Raw genomic sequence first — 17,083 nt, 5'->3', positions numbered from 1 at the left:
CGCAAAAAGAAGGAATTTTTCTTTGGCGCGCGAATAACATCAAAGTAGTGGAAGAACACCATTCTTTATCCCAGGGGAGGTACTTACTATGGATGTATTAAAAGTATCAGCTAAATCCAATCCGAATTCCGTTGCCGGCGCATTAGCGGGTGTTCTTCGCGAACGTGGGGCTGCCGAGCTTCAAGCTATTGGAGCAGGGGCTCTGAATCAAGCGATCAAGGCTGTAGCTATTGCCCGGGGATTTGTTGCTCCAAGCGGCGTCGACCTCATTTGCATCCCTGCCTTTACCGACATTGTTATTGATGGAGAAGATCGTACGGCCATTAAATTAATTGTTGAGCCCAGATAATAAAATAGAAGGATATCGCCTAAGCCTGTTTACGGAAGTAGACAGGCTTTTTGCTTTGGGCGGAATAGGAGGACAAGAACAATGATTTCTGAGGAGCGGCAGCATCAGGGGCAAAGTAATTTCCCTGTAGCGGATTTTCACTGCGATGCGCTGAGCAAAATGGCGGAGGAGCCTGCCATTCGTTTTGAGGACGATCCAAGGCTCGACGTGACCGCAGAGAGACTGCTGGCGGGAGGTGTACGTCTGCAGTGCTTTGCTATTTATTTGTCGGAAAAATGGGGAAAGCCCCGGTTTGAGCAGGTGTTAAGCCAAATCGAAAAATTTCGCGGAAAGGTGGCAGGCAAGGGAGGGCTGCGGCCGCTGCGCTGGAGGGAAGAGGCAGCCGAATTGGCCAATAGGCCAAGCAACGGTCCCGGCTGGGGGATGCTGTCGCTGGAAGGAGCCGACGGGCTGGAGGGGAATCTGTTCTATGCGGAGCTGATCTTTGAACTTGGCGTGCGCTTTCTGGGACTGACCTGGAATTATGCCAACTGGGCGGTAGACGGGGTCCTCGAGAAGCGAAATGCCGGATTTACTGAAAAAGGGCGGGAGCTTGTCAAATGGTGCAATGAAACCGGCATGCTGCTGGATGTCTCCCATTTGTCGGAGTCCGGTTTCTGGGAGCTGGCCGAATTGTCGAAGCGTCCGTTTATCGCTTCCCATTCGAATGCGAGATCGATCTTCGCACATCCTCGCAATTTGACTGATGATCAAATCAGAGCGATTATCGGTATGGATGGGCGCATGGGGCTTACCTTTGTTCCGTATTTTGTAACTGATAGGAAAGAAGTGGTCCCGGAGGACTTGCTGAGGCACATCGAGCATGTATGCGAGCTGGGGGGAGAGAAGCATCTGATGTTCGGCTCCGATTTTGACGGCATCGATTCCTGGATTAAAGGGCTGGGGCATCCCGGTCATTATCCGGCCTTTGCGGAGCTTCTGCTGCGTCATTATTCGGAGGAATCGGTGAAAGGGTGGCTGTACGGAAATGCTGTCTCATATTTGACAAGTAACCTTCCCTGTGAGCCGGGAGTGAAATAAGACCAGTTGAATCGTAATGAATGAATTGACGAAAATGCGAACTATTCCCAAAAAGGGGCCTGAACATGAGCAGGTTCCTTTTTATTTTTGGTTAATTCGTTGTATAATGTTCCTTGGCTTGTACAAATTACAGATTATAGAGAAAAACAAGGAGTGACTTGACGTATGAGTAAGACAGTACCCGTAGGTGTGTCGGCTAGACATATTCACCTTACGCAAGAACATGTGGAGGCGCTTTTCGGCTCTGGCTATCAGCTGACCGAATTCAAGCCGCTCTCCCAACCCGGACAATTCGCTGCCAACGAAACTGTTGCGGTAATCGGCAGCAAAGGTCAATTCGACAAAGTGAGAATTTTGGGACCGGTTCGTCCCGCATCCCAGGTTGAAATTTCCCGCACAGACGCATTCGCTATCGGCGTAAAGGCGCCAGTTCGCGAATCCGGCAGCATCGAAGAGACTCCTGGCGTTACATTAAAAGGACCAGCTGGTGAAGTTGTTCTGCACAAAGGCGTTATTGTGGCGGCCCGTCACATTCATTTCCATACATCCGATGCCGAGAAATGGGGCATTGCCGACAAACAGCTGTTGAAAGTGCGCCTTGGCGGCGAACGCGGTCTTGTTCTTGAGAACGTCATTGCCCGCGTATCCGACAATTTCGCGCTGGATATGCATATTGACACAGACGAAGCCAATGCCGCAGGAGCAAGCAACGGGGATACGGCTGAAATCGTCGACTAATTCCGTTGTTTGTCTGAACTGAACTTTATTTATATCTTGATGGAAGAAAGCGGGGGAGTGATCCTCCGCTTTTTTCATGCGCTTCAAGGCTCTCCGAATCTCTTGGCTGTTTACAGCAGCGATCCGTTCCAGCCTCGCGGCTGAAAGCCGCTTGAAGCTGCGCTGGACTGTCCATTTTTTATATTGCCTGAACATTTATTGAACAATCTTCTGGCGAATATCCGGTATAATAGACACAAAGATACCGGGCTCTTTAGCCGCTTGACCGGGCACTGGCCTTAAGAGAGGAAGGGTGAAAGCGTGAATAAATCTGCTGTTCGGGCGTGGATTATGTATGATTGGGCCAATTCTGCTTATGCAACAACGGTGCTCGCGGCTGTGCTTCCCGTATTTTACAGCTCGGTTGCGGGTGAAGGCTTGGACAAAACGACTGCGGCTTCCTACTTGGCGTATACGCATGCAGTTGGTATGGCTCTGGTTGCCATAATATCGCCACTGCTTGGCGCGATTTCAGATCTTTCTGGACGGAAAACAACCTTCTTAACAGGCTTTGCGCTGCTCGGAGCCGCTTCCACAGCCTGTTTCGCTCTGGTGGAAAGGGGAGATTGGCTGACCGCTTCGGCTATTCTGGTACTGTCGACACTCGGATTTGCCGGAAGCAACGCGTTCTATGACTCTATGCTCCCCGACCTGGCGCCTCCCGGACGAAGGGACGAAATCTCGGCCAAAGGGTACGCGGCCGGGTATGTGGGTGGAGGTCTTTTGCTTGCGGTGAACCTCCTTATGATACAGAAGCCTTCGCTGTTCGGACTGAGCGACTCGCTGACGGGCACCCGCTGGTCTTTTGTCACGGTGGGCATATGGTGGCTGCTGTTCGCGCTGCCTATTATGCGCCGGGTGCCGAACCTGAAGCGTCAGACCGAAGGGCTCAGCGCATCGGGGTATGTGCGGGCCGGTCTCAAACGCATCTCCGGGGCTTACCGGGACATCCGGCGTTATCCCCAGCTGTTCAAGCTGATCGCCGCTTTCTGGTTCTACAACGACGGGATCAACACCATCATTTTGATGGCGACCATCTATGGCACGACGCTTGGGATCGGCACGAGCGACCTGATTCTCGCGCTGCTGATCACACAGTTCGTCGGCTTCCCGAGCACGCTTTTGCTTGGAAAAGCGGCAGTGAAGTTCGGAGCGAAGCGGATGCTGCTGGCATCGCTGTTCATGTATGTGCTGATCGTGGCACTCGGTTATGGAATGACCAGCGCCCTGCATTTTTACGCGCTGGCAATTATGGTGGGGCTTGTACAGGGAGGAAGCCAGTCCATCTCTCGTTCGATGCTGAGCGATTTGATGCCCCAAGGGCGTACGGGTGAGCTATTTGGCTTTGTCAACATTACCAGCAAATTTTCCTCGATCTTCGGTCCTTTTGCCTTCGGATTGACCGGCCAGCTTACCGGCAGCTCCCGAATGGGCATCCTGTCGCTGCTGCTGTTCTTCGGTCTGGGCATCGCGATTGCGGCAAAGGTGAATGTGGAAAAAGGAAAGAACGACAGCAGACGTTGGGACGGACCGCCGGAGAATGGCCAGCCTGTTCCTGCCGGCACGGAAGAGGTCGTGTCCTAGTTCGCTGTCTCCAATCGATCCAAGCACCGCGCACATCAAAAAAACCGCGAAGCCCGTTCACATCGGAACGCAGCTTCGCGGTTTTTTATTCTACTCCATCTATATCATCATCGCCCCGAGATCTGCTACGCACCCCGATTATCTTTACCAGCTTCCGGATGCCGTCTCCCAGATGGGTTCGGCGTACTGGTTGATCAGGTTCGATCCGCAGTCTTTGCCCGTATCGTAGGACCGGTCGCCCAGCTTCAACCGGAAATGCTCACGCTTCTTATAAGCCTCTGCGCGGGAATCCGCCTGAAGCCATTCCGCCAGCGCCGTCATTAATGTTCGTCCCTCCGCCAGCGCCTGATCCCACAGCTCCGGCACACTTTCCGTTCTGACCTCGGAGTACAGGGCCGAATGCCTCCAGGGAGTGTTCCGTTCGTTCAGGTAATCCAGCTTTTCCTCGGCAGGGGAGAGCTTGTGGTAGAATAGCCCGGCATTCGGCCCGCGAACGAGTTTTTTCTTCCAGCCATTCGGGTCGAACAGCAATTTTTGAGCGAGCACCATATCGCGGTAAGCTTCCTGCCAGCACCGCTTCGGGAATTTAACCATTTCAGGATAATAAGCGCATGCGGTGGCATGCAAAATATCCGCAACACTGCTAGGAAGGGCCTTTCCGGCGTCGATTTGCTTCCAACCGGGAATTTCCCATGTATTCCGTCCGTTTAGCCACTCCATAAACACCGTGTCGAGGGCGATCTCGAACCGCTGGTGGTCTCTGTGTTTGTAGCCCGATTTCCAATTGATATAAGGGTGGAGATTGCGGTCCAGCAGATGATGGGTCAAAAAGCCCGCAAAATAGGCCGCCGCCAGTCCGCGTTCTTGAGGCGGAAGCAGAAGGAGCCTGTCCCAGAATTCCATCAGCACCCCGCCGCAGCTGCGGCTGTGCATCAAATCGCCAAGCCGGGACGCGCCCGCATCCGGGGTCCAGGGAAGAAATCCGTGATAGTACAGGAGGTCCGGCCCCTGACAGCCGAGCTGATAGAGGAGAGTATGCTCGGATAAGCCGTCCTTAAAAGGCGAATAAGCGTGCAGTTCATCCTTGAGGCGCCGTCCATATTCGATATGCATCCATAGATTAGGCATGGATTACACTCCTTTCAATTGCTCAGGCTGGCTTCAGTATACATCCTGAACGTTAGACGCGTGTTAAATGTTTCTAGTATAATGTAAGTATAAGATTATGGCGAACGGAGGCTTTTGAATCAGCTATGCCGGTAAGCAAAACGAATGCGATGAGAATTTTGGACGCGCAAAAAATCCCCTATGAAGTCCTTGCCTACGACAATGAGGACGGTCAAATTCACGGGACAGCCGTAGCAGAGAAGGTCGGAAGACCGCAGAAAAGCGTATTTAAGACACTTGTTTCTCACAGCGGCTCCAATTTGTATGTCTTCGTCATTCCGGTTGCGGAAGAGCTGGATTTGAAAAAAGCGGCCAAGGCCGCCGGAGAGAAAAAAATCGAAATGCTCCCGATGAAGGATCTGCAAAAATGGACCGGATATATCCGGGGCGGCTGTTCGCCGGTCGGCATGAAAAAGCAATACCCCACATACATCGACCAAAGCGCGGAGACACTTGAAAAAATGGCCGTAAGCGCCGGGAAAATAGGCATGCAGGTGGAACTTAATCCCGGCAAGCTGGCCGAGGCGGTTTCCGCAACGTTTGTGGAACTGGTCAAATAATGTGGCGCAAATAGACGGCGTTCCCCGGCCCAAAGGACCGGGGAACGTCTTTTTTTGGATAAACGGGATTATGGAAATAGGGCAGCAGGCCACCCGTAAAAGCTCCGGTTGTTAGATAGCCAAAGCGGTTTTGTAAGCAAGGTTAATGCCTTCCAAAGCCTTACCGACAACAGCGGCATCGCCGATGACGTTAACGTTGTACTTTTCTCCAAGTTCTGAAGCCAATGCGTTAATGGATCTTGATCCGATTGCCAACACGACCAAAGAAGCAGGCAGCGCTTGTTGCCCTTGTTCCGTATCGATGATGACGTGGGTATCCGTGATTTCCAGAACCTTTGAATTGACGTGGACGGCCACTTCATTATGCTTCAAGGATTTCATCAAGAACTCTTTGGAGGCAGGCTCCATGTCGGCCGCAATTTCCGGACGCATCTCAACGATGGAGGTCTTCCGGTTGTGAACCGCAATATGTTCCGCCGTTTCCGCTCCTACCAGCCCGCCGCCGATAACGACCGCTTGATCCGGCAGATCCACTTTTCCGAGCAGCACATCATTGGCCGTGTAGACATGAGACTTGTCTGCGCCAAGAATTCCAGGAATAATTGGAGCGGCTCCCGAAGCAAGGATGATTTCATCCGGGTTGACTTGTTCTACGAATTCTTTCGTCACTTCTGTATTTAACACGACTTTTACCCCGGACCGGTCAAGCTCGCCCTTTTGCCATACTGTAAAGGTGTTCAGGAGCTCTTTGCCCGGAGGGATTGCCGCCAGGAGCCATTGTCCGCCAAGCTTGTCGCTCTTATCGTACAAAGTCACATCATGACCGCGTTTTGCGGCAACAATGGCCGCTTCCATACCGACAGGTCCGCCGCCGATGACCATTACTTTTTTCTTCACTTCCGCTTCCTTAAGCTCGTATTCGCCTTCTTTACCAGTGAGCGGATTAACCAGGCAGGACACAGGGTTTTGCTGAGCGATTCTCCATTGACAGCCCTGTCTGCAGCCGATGCAGAAAATAATTTCATCCAGCCGTCCTTCTTTTACCTTGTTCGGGAATTGAGGATCCGCGGTGGAAGCCCGGCCCATGGCCACAAAATCCGCCTTGCCTTCTTTCAGAATCGATTCTGCTACATGCGGATAAATGATCTTGTTGACGGCAAATACCGGAATATTGACCACTTTTCTAATCTCTTTGGCGTAGTCGGAGAATACGGCTGTCCGGATCGCTGTCGGCGCAGAGACGATTGATCCGCTCTTGTAAACACCGGCAGAAGCATGAATGGCCGCAACGCCGCTTTGCTCCAGTACCTGACTGATTACTTTCGTATCTTCGATGGTCAGTCCGCCTTCCACCATTTCATCGGCCGAAATCCGGTAAATCATCGGGAACTCATCGCCGACCAATTCCTTGGCTCTTGCGATGATTTCAAGCGGGAACCGCAGCCGGTTCATCAGGTTTCCGCCATAGGCGTCGGTTCTTTTGTTGGAGAAAGGAGAGACGAACTGGTTGATCAAGTATCCGTGCGCGCCGTGAAGCTCAATGGCATCATAGCCCGCTTTTTTACATCGTCTGATGGCCTGCGCGAACTTCTCGATCATTTCCTTTACTTCGTCCGTTGTCATTTCAACAGGAGTTTCAGACTGCGTCGGATCTTGAATCGCCGAAGGGGCTATCGGCCGCATCCCCATGATTGTACTGCTGGCTTCTCTGCCGGCATGATAGACTTGGACCGCTATTTTAGCTCCCGCCTTATGAACCCGTTCAACCAACTCCTTGTGCTCTTTCATCAGATCATCCGACCATAATCCGGCGATATTCTTGAAACCGGCCCCGCGGGGTTCGACCGCGTTATCTTCGGCGATGATGAGACCCCAGCCGCCTTTGGCTTTTTCCTCATAGTATCTGATATATCTTTCTGTCAGTCTGCCGTCTTCGGCTGCATATTCGGTCAGCATCGGAGGGACGACCAGCCGGTTCTTGATTTCCAGATTGCCTATTTTGCCCGGTTCAAAAATCTTTGTAAACATGATAAACCTCACTCCTTAATACCGTTTTTAATTGTGAAATTATGCACTTACTTCTTTACACCATTATTGAAATTGGCCCCATGCTCTCACAGCACCGCCGGCAAAATCATTGTAGGGTTAAACATACATTTCGAATAGTACGTACTTTTTAGTGCCTATAGCACTTATTACGCCCATTTAGCCCGGTAACAGCCTTTCGAAACACCTTAAATTTAAGTATATGGATATATTCCGCGGCACTATGTTATAATTTTTAATTGCAAGCGAAACCAAAAAAATCATTTTTTACAGATAGAGGATGTGACATCATGACCAAGGAGAATCACTCACCGGACTTAAAATCCGGCAAGGGTGCCAAGGATTACTCCAAATATTTCGATTTTAGCGGGGCCAAGGTGATCAGCGAAGAAGAGGGGAAGACCACCTACCGCATCAAGGGACGAACCATTCAGGTCAACAGCCAGCCTGACTATAAGGAAGGCAAGCGGCGCGGCAAGGAAGATATAGAGGTCCACTACGATTTTGCCATTCCCGAGGACATGAGAGCTTTCGGCGAAGGCAAGCTATACCACATCACGACCTACGGCTGTCTAATGAACGAGCATGATACCGAGACGATGAAGGGCATGCTGGAGCAGATGGGCTACCGGAGCACCGAGGACCGGAACGAGGCGGACATCATACTGCTCAATACTTGCGCCATCCGGGAGAACGCCGAAGACAAGGTATTCGGAGAGCTTGGCCACCTGAAGCATCTGAAGAAGGAGAAACCGGGCCTGCTGCTCGGCGTCTGCGGATGCATGTCCCAGGAAGAGGGCGTCGTCAACCGGATTATGGCGAAACACGGGTTTGTCGATATGATTTTTGGCACGCACAATATCCACAGACTGCCTACCTTGATCAAGGAAGCGATGTTCAGCAAGGAATTGGTCGTGGAGGTCTGGTCCAAGGAAGGCGACATTATCGAGAACCTGCCGAAAAAAAGGGAGGGCATGCGCGCCTGGGTCAACATCATGTACGGCTGCGACAAATTCTGTACGTACTGCATCGTTCCCTACACCCGGGGCAAGGAAAGAAGCCGGCGTCCTGAGGATGTAATCGCGGAGCTTCGCGAGCTGGCCCGTCAGGGCTTCAAGGAAGTGACGCTGCTTGGCCAGAACGTAAATGCTTACGGCAAAGATTTTACCGATACCGATTATATGTTTGGCGATTTAATGGAGGATCTGCACAAGATCGACATTCCGCGTATACGGTTCATGACCTCGCACCCGCGCGATTTTGACGATAAGCTTGTGGAAGTGCTGGGCAAAGGCGGCAACCTGATGGAGAGCATCCATCTGCCCGTTCAGTCCGGAAGTAACGCCATTCTCAAAAAAATGAGCCGAAAATACAGCCGGGAGACCTTCCTGACGCTTGTAGGCAAGCTGAAGGCATCGGTCAAGGACCTTGTGCTGACCACCGACATTATCGTCGGCTTCCCCGGCGAGACGGAGGAGCAGTTCGAGGAAACGATGTCGCTCGTGCGCGAGGTTGGCTTCGATATGGCCTACACATTCATTTATTCTCCCCGTGAAGGAACGCCGGCGGCCGCAATGGAGGACAATGTGCCGGCTGAGGTCAAGAGCGACCGGCTGCGCCGGTTGAACGAGCTGATCAGCGAGCAGAGCCGAATCGGCAACGACAGACTTCTCGGACAGACGGTCGAAGTGCTGGTTGAAGGCGAGAGCAAAAATAACGCCGCCGTGCTCTCCGGACGGACCCGCAGCAACAAGCTGGTTCATTTTGAAGGGCCGAAGGAGCTCATCGGCAGCTTTGTCAACGTTCGCATCACCGATACGAAGACCTGGTATATCCAGGGCGTCTGCGTAACCGAAGCCGCGGCCGTCCATTAAACTCCATAATGAAAGTGAGCGTGCCGGTATGACAGAGGAACAAGGCCGTGTGAACTCATACGGGATGATGACCTATGATACCCGCGATCTGATCGTGCGCGACGACATTCTGGCCAAGGCCAAGGAACTCGCGTCGCTGATTTCGACCAGTGAAGAAGTCCAGCACTTTAAGCTGGCCGAAGAGAAAATCCGGAATCATGAACGCATTCAGGTGCTTATTTCCAAGATGAAAAAGAAGCAGAAGGAGATCGTTGCCTTCGAGAGCTTCGGCAATAAAGACATGGTGGCCAAAATCGAGCGCGAGATCAGCGAGCTTCAAGACGAGATCGACGGTATTCCGCTTGTCACCGAATTTCAGCAGAGCCAGACCGACATCAATTACCTGCTGCAATTGGTCGTATCCGTCATCCGTGACACCGTCTCGGAGAAAATCAATGTCGAGGCCGGCACGGAAGCCCCGCCTTCCAAATGCGGCGAATAATATAACCGGTCAGCGCCAGATCAGAGCGGCAATCCGGTAAAACAGTGACAATGACCCTGCGCTTACGGTATAGCGGCAGGGTCATTATTGTGCCTGTGGACGGAAGGTGATCGAAATGATCGGACATATGCCTCTATTAATAAGTGGATTATGTAACTTTTGTAACAAGGTTGTTGATTTTCGAAGATTAGGTTTGGTAACATTTAAGGATATAATAACGCATTTTAGCTGCGGCAAAGGATGGATCTATGGTGAGCGAGAACGGGGAACAACACTACAACGCCAAAAAATACCGCACTCCGGACGGGGTTCCGGCCGATATCGTCATGTTTACGTTGACCAAACGCGAGCGTAAGACCGTAACGAAGACGCTTCCGCTGCGTGAACTGAAGGTGATGCTGATCCGGCGGAAGAAATGGCCTTGTGAAGGAATGTGGGCTCTTCCCGGGGGCTTTTGTCAGGAAAATGAATCAATATATGACGCGGCTACACGGGAATTAAAGGAAGAGACGGGGGTCGACGGCGGCCACCTGGAATATTTGGGGGTATACAGCACACCGGGGCGGGATCCGCGCGGTTGGATCATCAGCCACGCATTTTTTGCGCTCGTCGAGGAATGGATGCTTGAGCACAGACAGGCCTCCGACGATGCGGGAGAAGTCGGCCTGTTTACCTTGAAGGAGGCGCTGGAGGAACTGGAGCTGGCTTTCGACCACCACGATATTATTCAGGACGCTTACCTGCGAATTCAGCAGCAGATGCTGCAGACAACGATTGCCAAGCAGTTTCTGCCGCCTCATTTTACGCTCAGCGAGCTCTATCAGGTCATTCAGACGGTAGTTCCGGAATTCAAGGAGCCGAACTTTATCCGCAAAATCACCTCCACACGCAGCCGTCAGGGCATTTTGCAGGAGGTGCGGGACTCGGAGGGTAATCCGCTCAGCTCCAATCAATATTCGCAGCGGCCGGCCCAGCTGTACATGTTCACCGATCATCAGCCGCTCTTGTCCATTTATACCTGATTCACGGTTGAAGTACAGCCGAGGGGGAGAAGCTGGAATTATGCGGGAGGAGGCATTTTGGATGAAAGCTCTGATCGTAATCGATTACACGAAGGATTTCGTAGACGGCAGCCTGCCGGTGGGACAGCCTGCTGAGGAGATCGAGGACCGGATCTGCCGGTTGACCCGGGAGTTCGCGGATAACGGCGACTTTGTGGTCATGGCCGTCGATTTGCACGACAAGGAGGATGTCTTTCATCCGGAGAGCCGGCTGTTTCCGCCGCATAACCTCCGGGGGAGCGAGGGCCGGGAGCTATACGGAAAGCTGAAGGATGTATATGAAGCCCGCCGAAGTGACATCTATTGGATGGATAAGACGCGCTACAGCGCTTTTTGCGGCACGGATTTGGAACTGAAGCTTCGGGAGCGAGGAGTAGGCGAGCTGCACCTGATCGGTGTCTGCACGGATATATGCGTGCTTCATACGGCAGTGGATGCTTACAATAAAGGCTTTTCCATCATTGTTCATGAAGATGCCGTAGCCAGCTTCAATCCTGAAGGACATGCATGGGCGCTTGGGCATTTTGCCGGAAGCCTTGGCGCTAAGGTGGTCAAAGACGCGCAAGTCGTATAGAACAGAAGAGGCATACGGTTAGGAAGCGGCGGATAGCCGCTTTTTTCCGCCTTGTTAAGGAAAAGCGGGCAGCATTGACAGGAGATGATGAGTTGAACAGAGAGCTTGCACTGCATACGGATAAATACCAGATCAATATGATGTATGCCCATTGGGTGAACGGCACCTATAAGCGGCGCGCCGTGTTTGAAGGGTACTTCCGCAAGCTGCCCTTTGGCAACGGCTTTGCCGTGTTTGCCGGTCTGGAGCGGATTGTAGGGTATATCGCTTCGCTTCGGTTTACGGAGGAGGATATCCGCTACCTGTCGGAACAAGAGGAGAATTACGCGCCGGCTTTCCTGGAGGAGCTGCGGCAGTTCCATTTTCATGGGACGATTCATTCCATGAAAGAAGGCGCGCTGGTGTTTCCGGAAGAGCCGCTGATTCGGGTCGAGGGCACGATAATGGAAGCCCAACTGGTCGAGACGGCGATTCTGAATTTTATGAATTTCCAGACACTGATCGCCTCGAAGGCAGCGCGGATCAAGCAGGTGGCGGGTGACGATATTCTGATGGAATTCGGCACCCGGCGGGCCCAGGAGGCCGATGCGGCCATTTGGGGCACCCGTGCGGCTTATATCGCCGGCTTCGACGCTACGTCCAATCTGCTGGCCGGCCGGATATTCGGCATCCCCGCCAAGGGAACCCACGCCCACTCCTGGGTGCAGAGCTTCGGCAGCGAGCAGGAGGCGTTCGACACCTATGCCAAGGTGCTCCCGGATGGAGTTACGCTGCTGGTCGATACGTTCGATACGCTGCGCAGCGGCGTGCCAAACGCCATCGCCACAGCGAAGAAGCTGGAAGCCGGCGGGAAGCGGATGAATGCGATCCGGCTGGACAGCGGCGACCTGGCGTATCTCTCCATTCAGGCGCGGAAGATGCTGGACGAAGCAGGCCTAGAGTATGTCAAAATCGTCGCGAGCAACGATCTGGACGAGAACACGATTTCCAACCTCAAGCTGCAGGGGGCTGCGATCGACTCCTGGGGCGTCGGCACACAGCTGATCACCGCATCCGACCAGCCTTCGCTTGGCGGCGTATACAAGCTGGTGGAGATTGAGTCGAAGGACAGAGAAATGGTGCCCACCATCAAGATTTCCTCCAACCCGGAGAAAGTGTCTACGCCCGGCAAAAAGGAAGTCTACCGCATCATCGGCACGAACGGAAAAGCGATGTCCGATTATATCAGCTACCCGGACGAGGATCGTCCGCGCAGCGGCCGTCCGCTGAAGCTGTTCAACCCGCTGCATCCTTATTTGCAGAAGAACGTGGAACGCTACGAGGCGATGCCGATGCTGGAGCCTATCTTTGTGAACGGCTTTCAGGTATATACTCTTCCGGGACTGGAGGAGATTCGCCGCTATCACCGGGAGCAGCTTAGCCTGTTCTGGCCGGAATACCTGCGCAAGCTCAATCCGGAGGTATACCGGGTCAGCCTCAGCGAGACGGTCTGGAACCGGAAGCAGGAGCTGATCAAGGCGCATATGCTGGCAGACCGGGAATAGGGCTGGAAATTTACCGATTTATTTTTTGATTATTTTGTGAAAATCATTTTGCATTACATTCATTTTTCGAAGACAACCGAAATGCGGGATTTAAGAGACTTCCTTCGGGCGATTAAGCGGCTCCGGGGGAAGTTTTTTTGCTATAAAAAGCAGCGGCTATGCAGGTCATCAATTTTTTCTTTCATATAAGGTGATTTTGTTCATTATCAATGTGACAAATTTAACATCTTAATTTTTAATTTTTTTGTTAGATTAAAGGTAACAAATGTCACAGTTGAGTTGGAGACATATTTTGTACACATTTACTGATTTTCATGGAAGGTTTCTTCCTCTCGCTGTTACGCCGTTCTGTTGCATATAAGAGAATTATAGGCATTTCATAAATTATTGTGATTCTCTTGAGCCGCTGTATGCAAGATTTATCACTTCACTTGTTCCAGAATCAAGGTACAATTTTGAAAAAGTCATTCAGGATGTTATTCTAGCTGACACAGAAGAAAGGGGTTATGTCGGTGGTACAATTACCGAAAGTGAACGAACTCGGGTTTTTCGAGATCCGTCTCGAATCCATAGGAGGTCTCGGCGCGAACCTGGCCGGTAAAATGCTTGCTGAAGCTGGAGTAGTGGGCGCGAATTTGAACGGCGTCAGCTTCTCGTCTTACGGTTCGGAGAAGAAAGGATCGCCGGTTAAGGCGCACATCCGTTTCTGCGATTTGAATACTCCGATCCGCGATACTTCGCCGGTTGAACGGCCGCATGTTGTTGCCGTGTTCCACGAAGCGATGGGCAAGATTGTTAATGTGACAAGCGGTATTTCTGCAGAGAGCACGGTTCTGATTAACTCGGCGAAATCTCCCGAAGAGCTGAAGGAACTGCTTGGTGTAACCGCGGGCACAATCGCCGTTGTCGATGCAACCATTATCGCACTGGAAGAGAAGAACCGCGTGAACATGGCGATGCTGGGCGGTCTGTTCCGTCTTTGTCCGTTCCTTGATCCCAATACAATGAAGAACGTTATCGAGAAATCGCTCGGCAAGAAATATCCCCAAGCGGTTCAATCGGCCATTACGACTTTTGACCGCGGTTATAATGAAGTGAAGTTCCAAACGTTTGAACTGCCGGAAGGCGAGAGCATGCCGGAATTTGTACGTTCCGACATTTCTCCGCTCGGATACGAAACCCAGCCGATCGGCGGTACCATTACCAATCCGGGAACAAGCTTCCTGAAAGATCTCAGCATTTCCCGTTCCGGGCTTGTGCCGGTATATGACAATGAGTCCTGCATCAACTGCGCGGAGTGCGATACGGTTTGTCCGGACCTGTGCTTCGTTTGGGAAGAAAAAGTCAATAAAAAAGGCAAATCGATGATGTTCCTGAAAGGGATCGATTATCAATACTGTAAAGGCTGCCTCAAATGTGTGGAAGCCTGCCCGACATCCGCACTCTCCCGTGCGCGTGAGAAGGAAGGCTTTGCGGAAGCCAATACGGTCCGTCATACTTTTGATCTTGTAAACCAGATCTAAATCCCGAGAGAAAGGTGGAACACTAATGGCTATCGATTACGAAAAGGAAGTCGGCTCCGCAAAAGTGGAGCAGAAGTTTTTATACGAATCCGGCAACGAAATGGCGGCCTACGCCGCGCATCAAATCAACTATCATGTGATGGGCTATTTCCCTATCTCTCCTTCGACAGAGGTTGCGCAGTTCCTTGATTCTATGAAAGCAAGCGGACAGCATGATATCATGCTGGTGCCTTCCGACGGCGAACACAGCTCCGCTGGTATCTGCTACGGCGCATCCACCGCTGGCGGCCGCGTATTCAACGCGACAAGCGCCCAAGGCTATCTGTACATGCTGGAGCAGCTTCCGGTTCAATCCGGTACGCGGATGCCGATGGTCATGAACCTGATCTGCCGTTCCGTTTCCGGACCGCTGAACATTCACGGCGATCACTCCGACCTCTATTATGCGCTGAACACCGGCTGGCCGATCCTGATGTGCCCGGATCCACAGTCCGTATATGATATGAACATCATGGCAATCAAACTGGCCGAGCATGCCAAGGTCCGCCTGCCTGTGCTGGTAGCCATGGACGGCTACTTCACTTCTCACCAGAAGCGCCGCGTCCAGGCGATTGCGAACCGTGAAGATGTTCAAAGCTTTATCGGACCTCAACCGAAAGGCTATGACGATACGCTGGACCGCGAGAATCCGATTTCCGTCGGCCCATACATGAACGAACCCGACTATATCAACAACAAATACCAACAATCCGTCGCGATGTACAATGCTGCGGAAGTATTCGAAGAAATCGCTCAAGAATATGGCGATTTGACAGGCCGTTATTACCCGATCCTGTCCCAGTACCGGATGGAGGATGCCGAGGTTGCAGTATTCCTGTTGAACTCCGCTTCCGAGATCATCAAGGACGTTGTCGACCAGCTTCGTGAGAAAGGTATTAAAGCCGGCGCCATTTCGCCGAACATAATCCGTCCGTTCCCGCAGAAGCAAATTGCCGAAGCGCTGAAGAACGTTAAGGCCATTACTGTCGGCGACCGTGGGGATTCCTATGGAGCGCATGGCGGCAACATGGTTAACGAAATCAAGGCGGCTCTGTTCACCTACGGCAACACAACAACGAAAGTAATCAGCCGGATTTACGGCGTAGGCGGCAAGGACTTCTTCGCCGAAGACGGCCACAGCCTGTTCGAGCTGGCAATCGAAGCAGCGGAAACTGGTGAAGTTAAGGTTCCTTTCGATTATTACGGCCACAATCCGGGCGCAGCCGAGAGCGCGCCGAAGCGTGTGATCAAGCCGCTTAAATTCGAGTCTCTCAAGACGGGCCTGATTACTGTGGACAAGGATGAAGAGACAGGCAAGCTCAAGGTTAAGATTCCGCCAATGCGCAGCTTGACCGTTAAACCGAAACGCTTGTCCCCGGGTCACGGCACTTGTCCGGGCTGCGGTATTTTCTCCGGCCTGGAGCTGTTCTTCAAAGGCATCGAAGGAGATATCGTCGCTCTGTACCACACAGGCTGCGCCTTTGTTACGACGACCGGCTATCCTTATTCGTCGCATAAATCGACGTTTATCCACAACCTGTTCCAAAGCGGTGCCGCAACCATGTCCGGCGTGGTTGAGATGTTCTGGGAACGCAAACGCCGCGGCGAGCTTGATCATCTGAATCTGAAAGACGACTTTACCTTTGTCATGGTTACCGGCGACGGCGGTATGGACATCGGTATGGGGCCGGCTATCGGCGCAGCGCTTCGCGGACACAAAATGATCGTTTTGGAATACGATAACGAAGGTTACATGAACACAGGTGCACAGCAATCGTATTCGACGCCGATCGGTCACCGCACATCGACTTCCAGCATCGGCAAGACGCAAAAAGGTAAAGTGACGCAGCACAAAGATACACCGCAAATTATGGCTGCCACGAATATTCCTTACGTATTCACGGGCTGCGAAGCATTCCCGCAGGATTTGGTCAAGAAAGCGGCCAAAGCCCAGTGGTACGCACAGAACGAAGGGCTTGTATACGGCAAAATCTTGTCGGCCTGCCCGCTGAACTGGATGACCGAGGACAATGTGGGCACCAAACTGGTATCCCTCGCGGTCGATTCCTGCTTCTTCCCGCTGTATGAAGTGGAGCAAGGCGTTACCACGATTACGTACAATCCGGAAGAGAAGGAGAAACGCATCGACGTTACCGAATGGCTCAAAGGCATGGGTAAAACCAAGCATCTGCTTAAGGAAGAGAATGAAGCTGCTCTGAACAACTTCAAAGATGAAGTTGAGCGCCGCTGGAGCCGTCTCAAAGCGAAGCACGAGCATCCGGAACTGTAAGAACTCTTATATCGCTTAAGTTTAACGGCAAGTCTCGTTATGAGGCTTGCCGTTTTTCATGATTTTCTGGAAAAGATCACATTTATTTCACGATTCAGGGATTGAATTTTTCTAGCGTAATCGTTATATTAAAA

At 52.1% G+C, this 17,083-nt stretch carries 14 protein-coding genes; 12 read left to right on the top strand and 2 right to left on the bottom strand.

The annotated features are described in order from the left end of the window. The first annotated feature begins 88 nt into the window (after positions 1 to 88). The 4 genes from G5B47_RS01460 (at position 89) to G5B47_RS01445 (ending at position 3,790) form a co-directional block, all read left to right on the top strand. On the top strand, positions 89 to 349 hold the full coding sequence (locus tag G5B47_RS01460) for a stage V sporulation protein S (protein ID WP_025335291.1): 261 nt from the start codon (positions 89 to 91) through the stop codon (positions 347 to 349). 81 nt (positions 350 to 430) lie between these two features. Further along, positions 431 to 1,429, top strand: coding sequence for a dipeptidase (locus G5B47_RS01455; protein WP_165093557.1), 999 nt, complete (start codon positions 431 to 433; stop codon positions 1,427 to 1,429). 165 nt (positions 1,430 to 1,594) lie between these two features. After that, positions 1,595 to 2,167, top strand: a complete 573-nt coding sequence (pduL, locus tag G5B47_RS01450) for a phosphate propanoyltransferase (RefSeq protein ID WP_165093555.1) — start codon at positions 1,595 to 1,597, stop codon at positions 2,165 to 2,167. A 300-nt stretch (positions 2,168 to 2,467) separates the two neighbouring features. Next, on the top strand, positions 2,468 to 3,790 hold the full coding sequence (locus G5B47_RS01445) for an MFS transporter (RefSeq protein ID WP_165093553.1): 1,323 nt from the start codon (positions 2,468 to 2,470) through the stop codon (positions 3,788 to 3,790). 144 nt (positions 3,791 to 3,934) lie between these two features. Here G5B47_RS01445 and G5B47_RS01440 read toward each other — a convergent pair whose 3' ends face one another. Further along, a complete protein-coding gene (locus G5B47_RS01440; RefSeq protein ID WP_165093551.1) occupies positions 3,935 to 4,918 on the bottom strand; it encodes a zinc dependent phospholipase C family protein in 984 nt (327 codons plus the stop codon). A 125-nt stretch (positions 4,919 to 5,043) separates the two neighbouring features. Between G5B47_RS01440 and ybaK the strand changes: the two genes are divergently transcribed. Beyond that, positions 5,044 to 5,517 (top strand): Cys-tRNA(Pro) deacylase, encoded by a 474-nt coding sequence (ybaK, locus tag G5B47_RS01435; protein WP_165093549.1) that lies wholly within the window; start codon positions 5,044 to 5,046, stop codon positions 5,515 to 5,517. A gap of 111 nt (positions 5,518 to 5,628) precedes the next feature. On the opposite strand, the gene G5B47_RS01430 is transcribed toward ybaK, so the two are convergent. Continuing rightward, the gene (locus tag G5B47_RS01430) at positions 5,629 to 7,545 is read right to left on the bottom strand and encodes an oxidoreductase (RefSeq protein ID WP_165093547.1); all 1,917 of its coding nucleotides are present in this window, start codon (positions 7,543 to 7,545) and stop codon (positions 5,629 to 5,631) included. A 308-nt stretch (positions 7,546 to 7,853) separates the two neighbouring features. Between G5B47_RS01430 and miaB the strand changes: the two genes are divergently transcribed. The 7 genes from miaB to G5B47_RS01395 all read left to right on the top strand — a co-directional run bounded on the left by miaB (position 7,854) and on the right by G5B47_RS01395 (position 16,949). Then, entirely contained in the window at positions 7,854 to 9,437 is a 1,584-nt protein-coding gene (gene miaB / locus G5B47_RS01425) for a tRNA (N6-isopentenyl adenosine(37)-C2)-methylthiotransferase MiaB (protein ID WP_165093545.1), read from the top strand. Between the two features lie 28 nt (positions 9,438 to 9,465). Continuing rightward, entirely contained in the window at positions 9,466 to 9,918 is a 453-nt protein-coding gene (locus G5B47_RS01420) for a RicAFT regulatory complex protein RicA family protein (protein ID WP_165093543.1), read from the top strand. Between the two features lie 248 nt (positions 9,919 to 10,166). After that, complete coding sequence (locus tag G5B47_RS01415; protein WP_165093541.1) at positions 10,167 to 10,940, top strand: NUDIX domain-containing protein; 774 nt, start codon at positions 10,167 to 10,169, stop codon at positions 10,938 to 10,940. A 61-nt stretch (positions 10,941 to 11,001) separates the two neighbouring features. Then, entirely contained in the window at positions 11,002 to 11,553 is a 552-nt protein-coding gene (locus G5B47_RS01410) for a cysteine hydrolase family protein (RefSeq protein WP_165093539.1), read from the top strand. A gap of 92 nt (positions 11,554 to 11,645) precedes the next feature. Continuing rightward, the gene (locus G5B47_RS01405) at positions 11,646 to 13,097 is read left to right on the top strand and encodes a nicotinate phosphoribosyltransferase (protein ID WP_165093537.1); all 1,452 of its coding nucleotides are present in this window, start codon (positions 11,646 to 11,648) and stop codon (positions 13,095 to 13,097) included. Between the two features lie 512 nt (positions 13,098 to 13,609). Beyond that, a complete protein-coding gene (locus G5B47_RS01400) occupies positions 13,610 to 14,620 on the top strand; it encodes a 2-oxoacid:acceptor oxidoreductase family protein (RefSeq protein ID WP_165093535.1) in 1,011 nt (336 codons plus the stop codon). 25 nt (positions 14,621 to 14,645) lie between these two features. After that, complete coding sequence (locus tag G5B47_RS01395; RefSeq protein ID WP_165093533.1) at positions 14,646 to 16,949, top strand: thiamine pyrophosphate-dependent enzyme; 2,304 nt, start codon at positions 14,646 to 14,648, stop codon at positions 16,947 to 16,949. Positions 16,950 to 17,083 lie beyond the last annotated feature (134 nt).

Origin of the sequence: Paenibacillus apii, assembly GCF_011043685.1 — a bacterium.
In the GTDB taxonomy this organism is placed as follows: Bacteria; Bacillota; Bacilli; order Paenibacillales; family Paenibacillaceae; genus Paenibacillus_AQ; species Paenibacillus_AQ sabinae.
The sequence above is the reverse complement of the archived record's forward strand: the minus strand, read 5'-3'. Positions and strand labels throughout refer to the sequence as shown.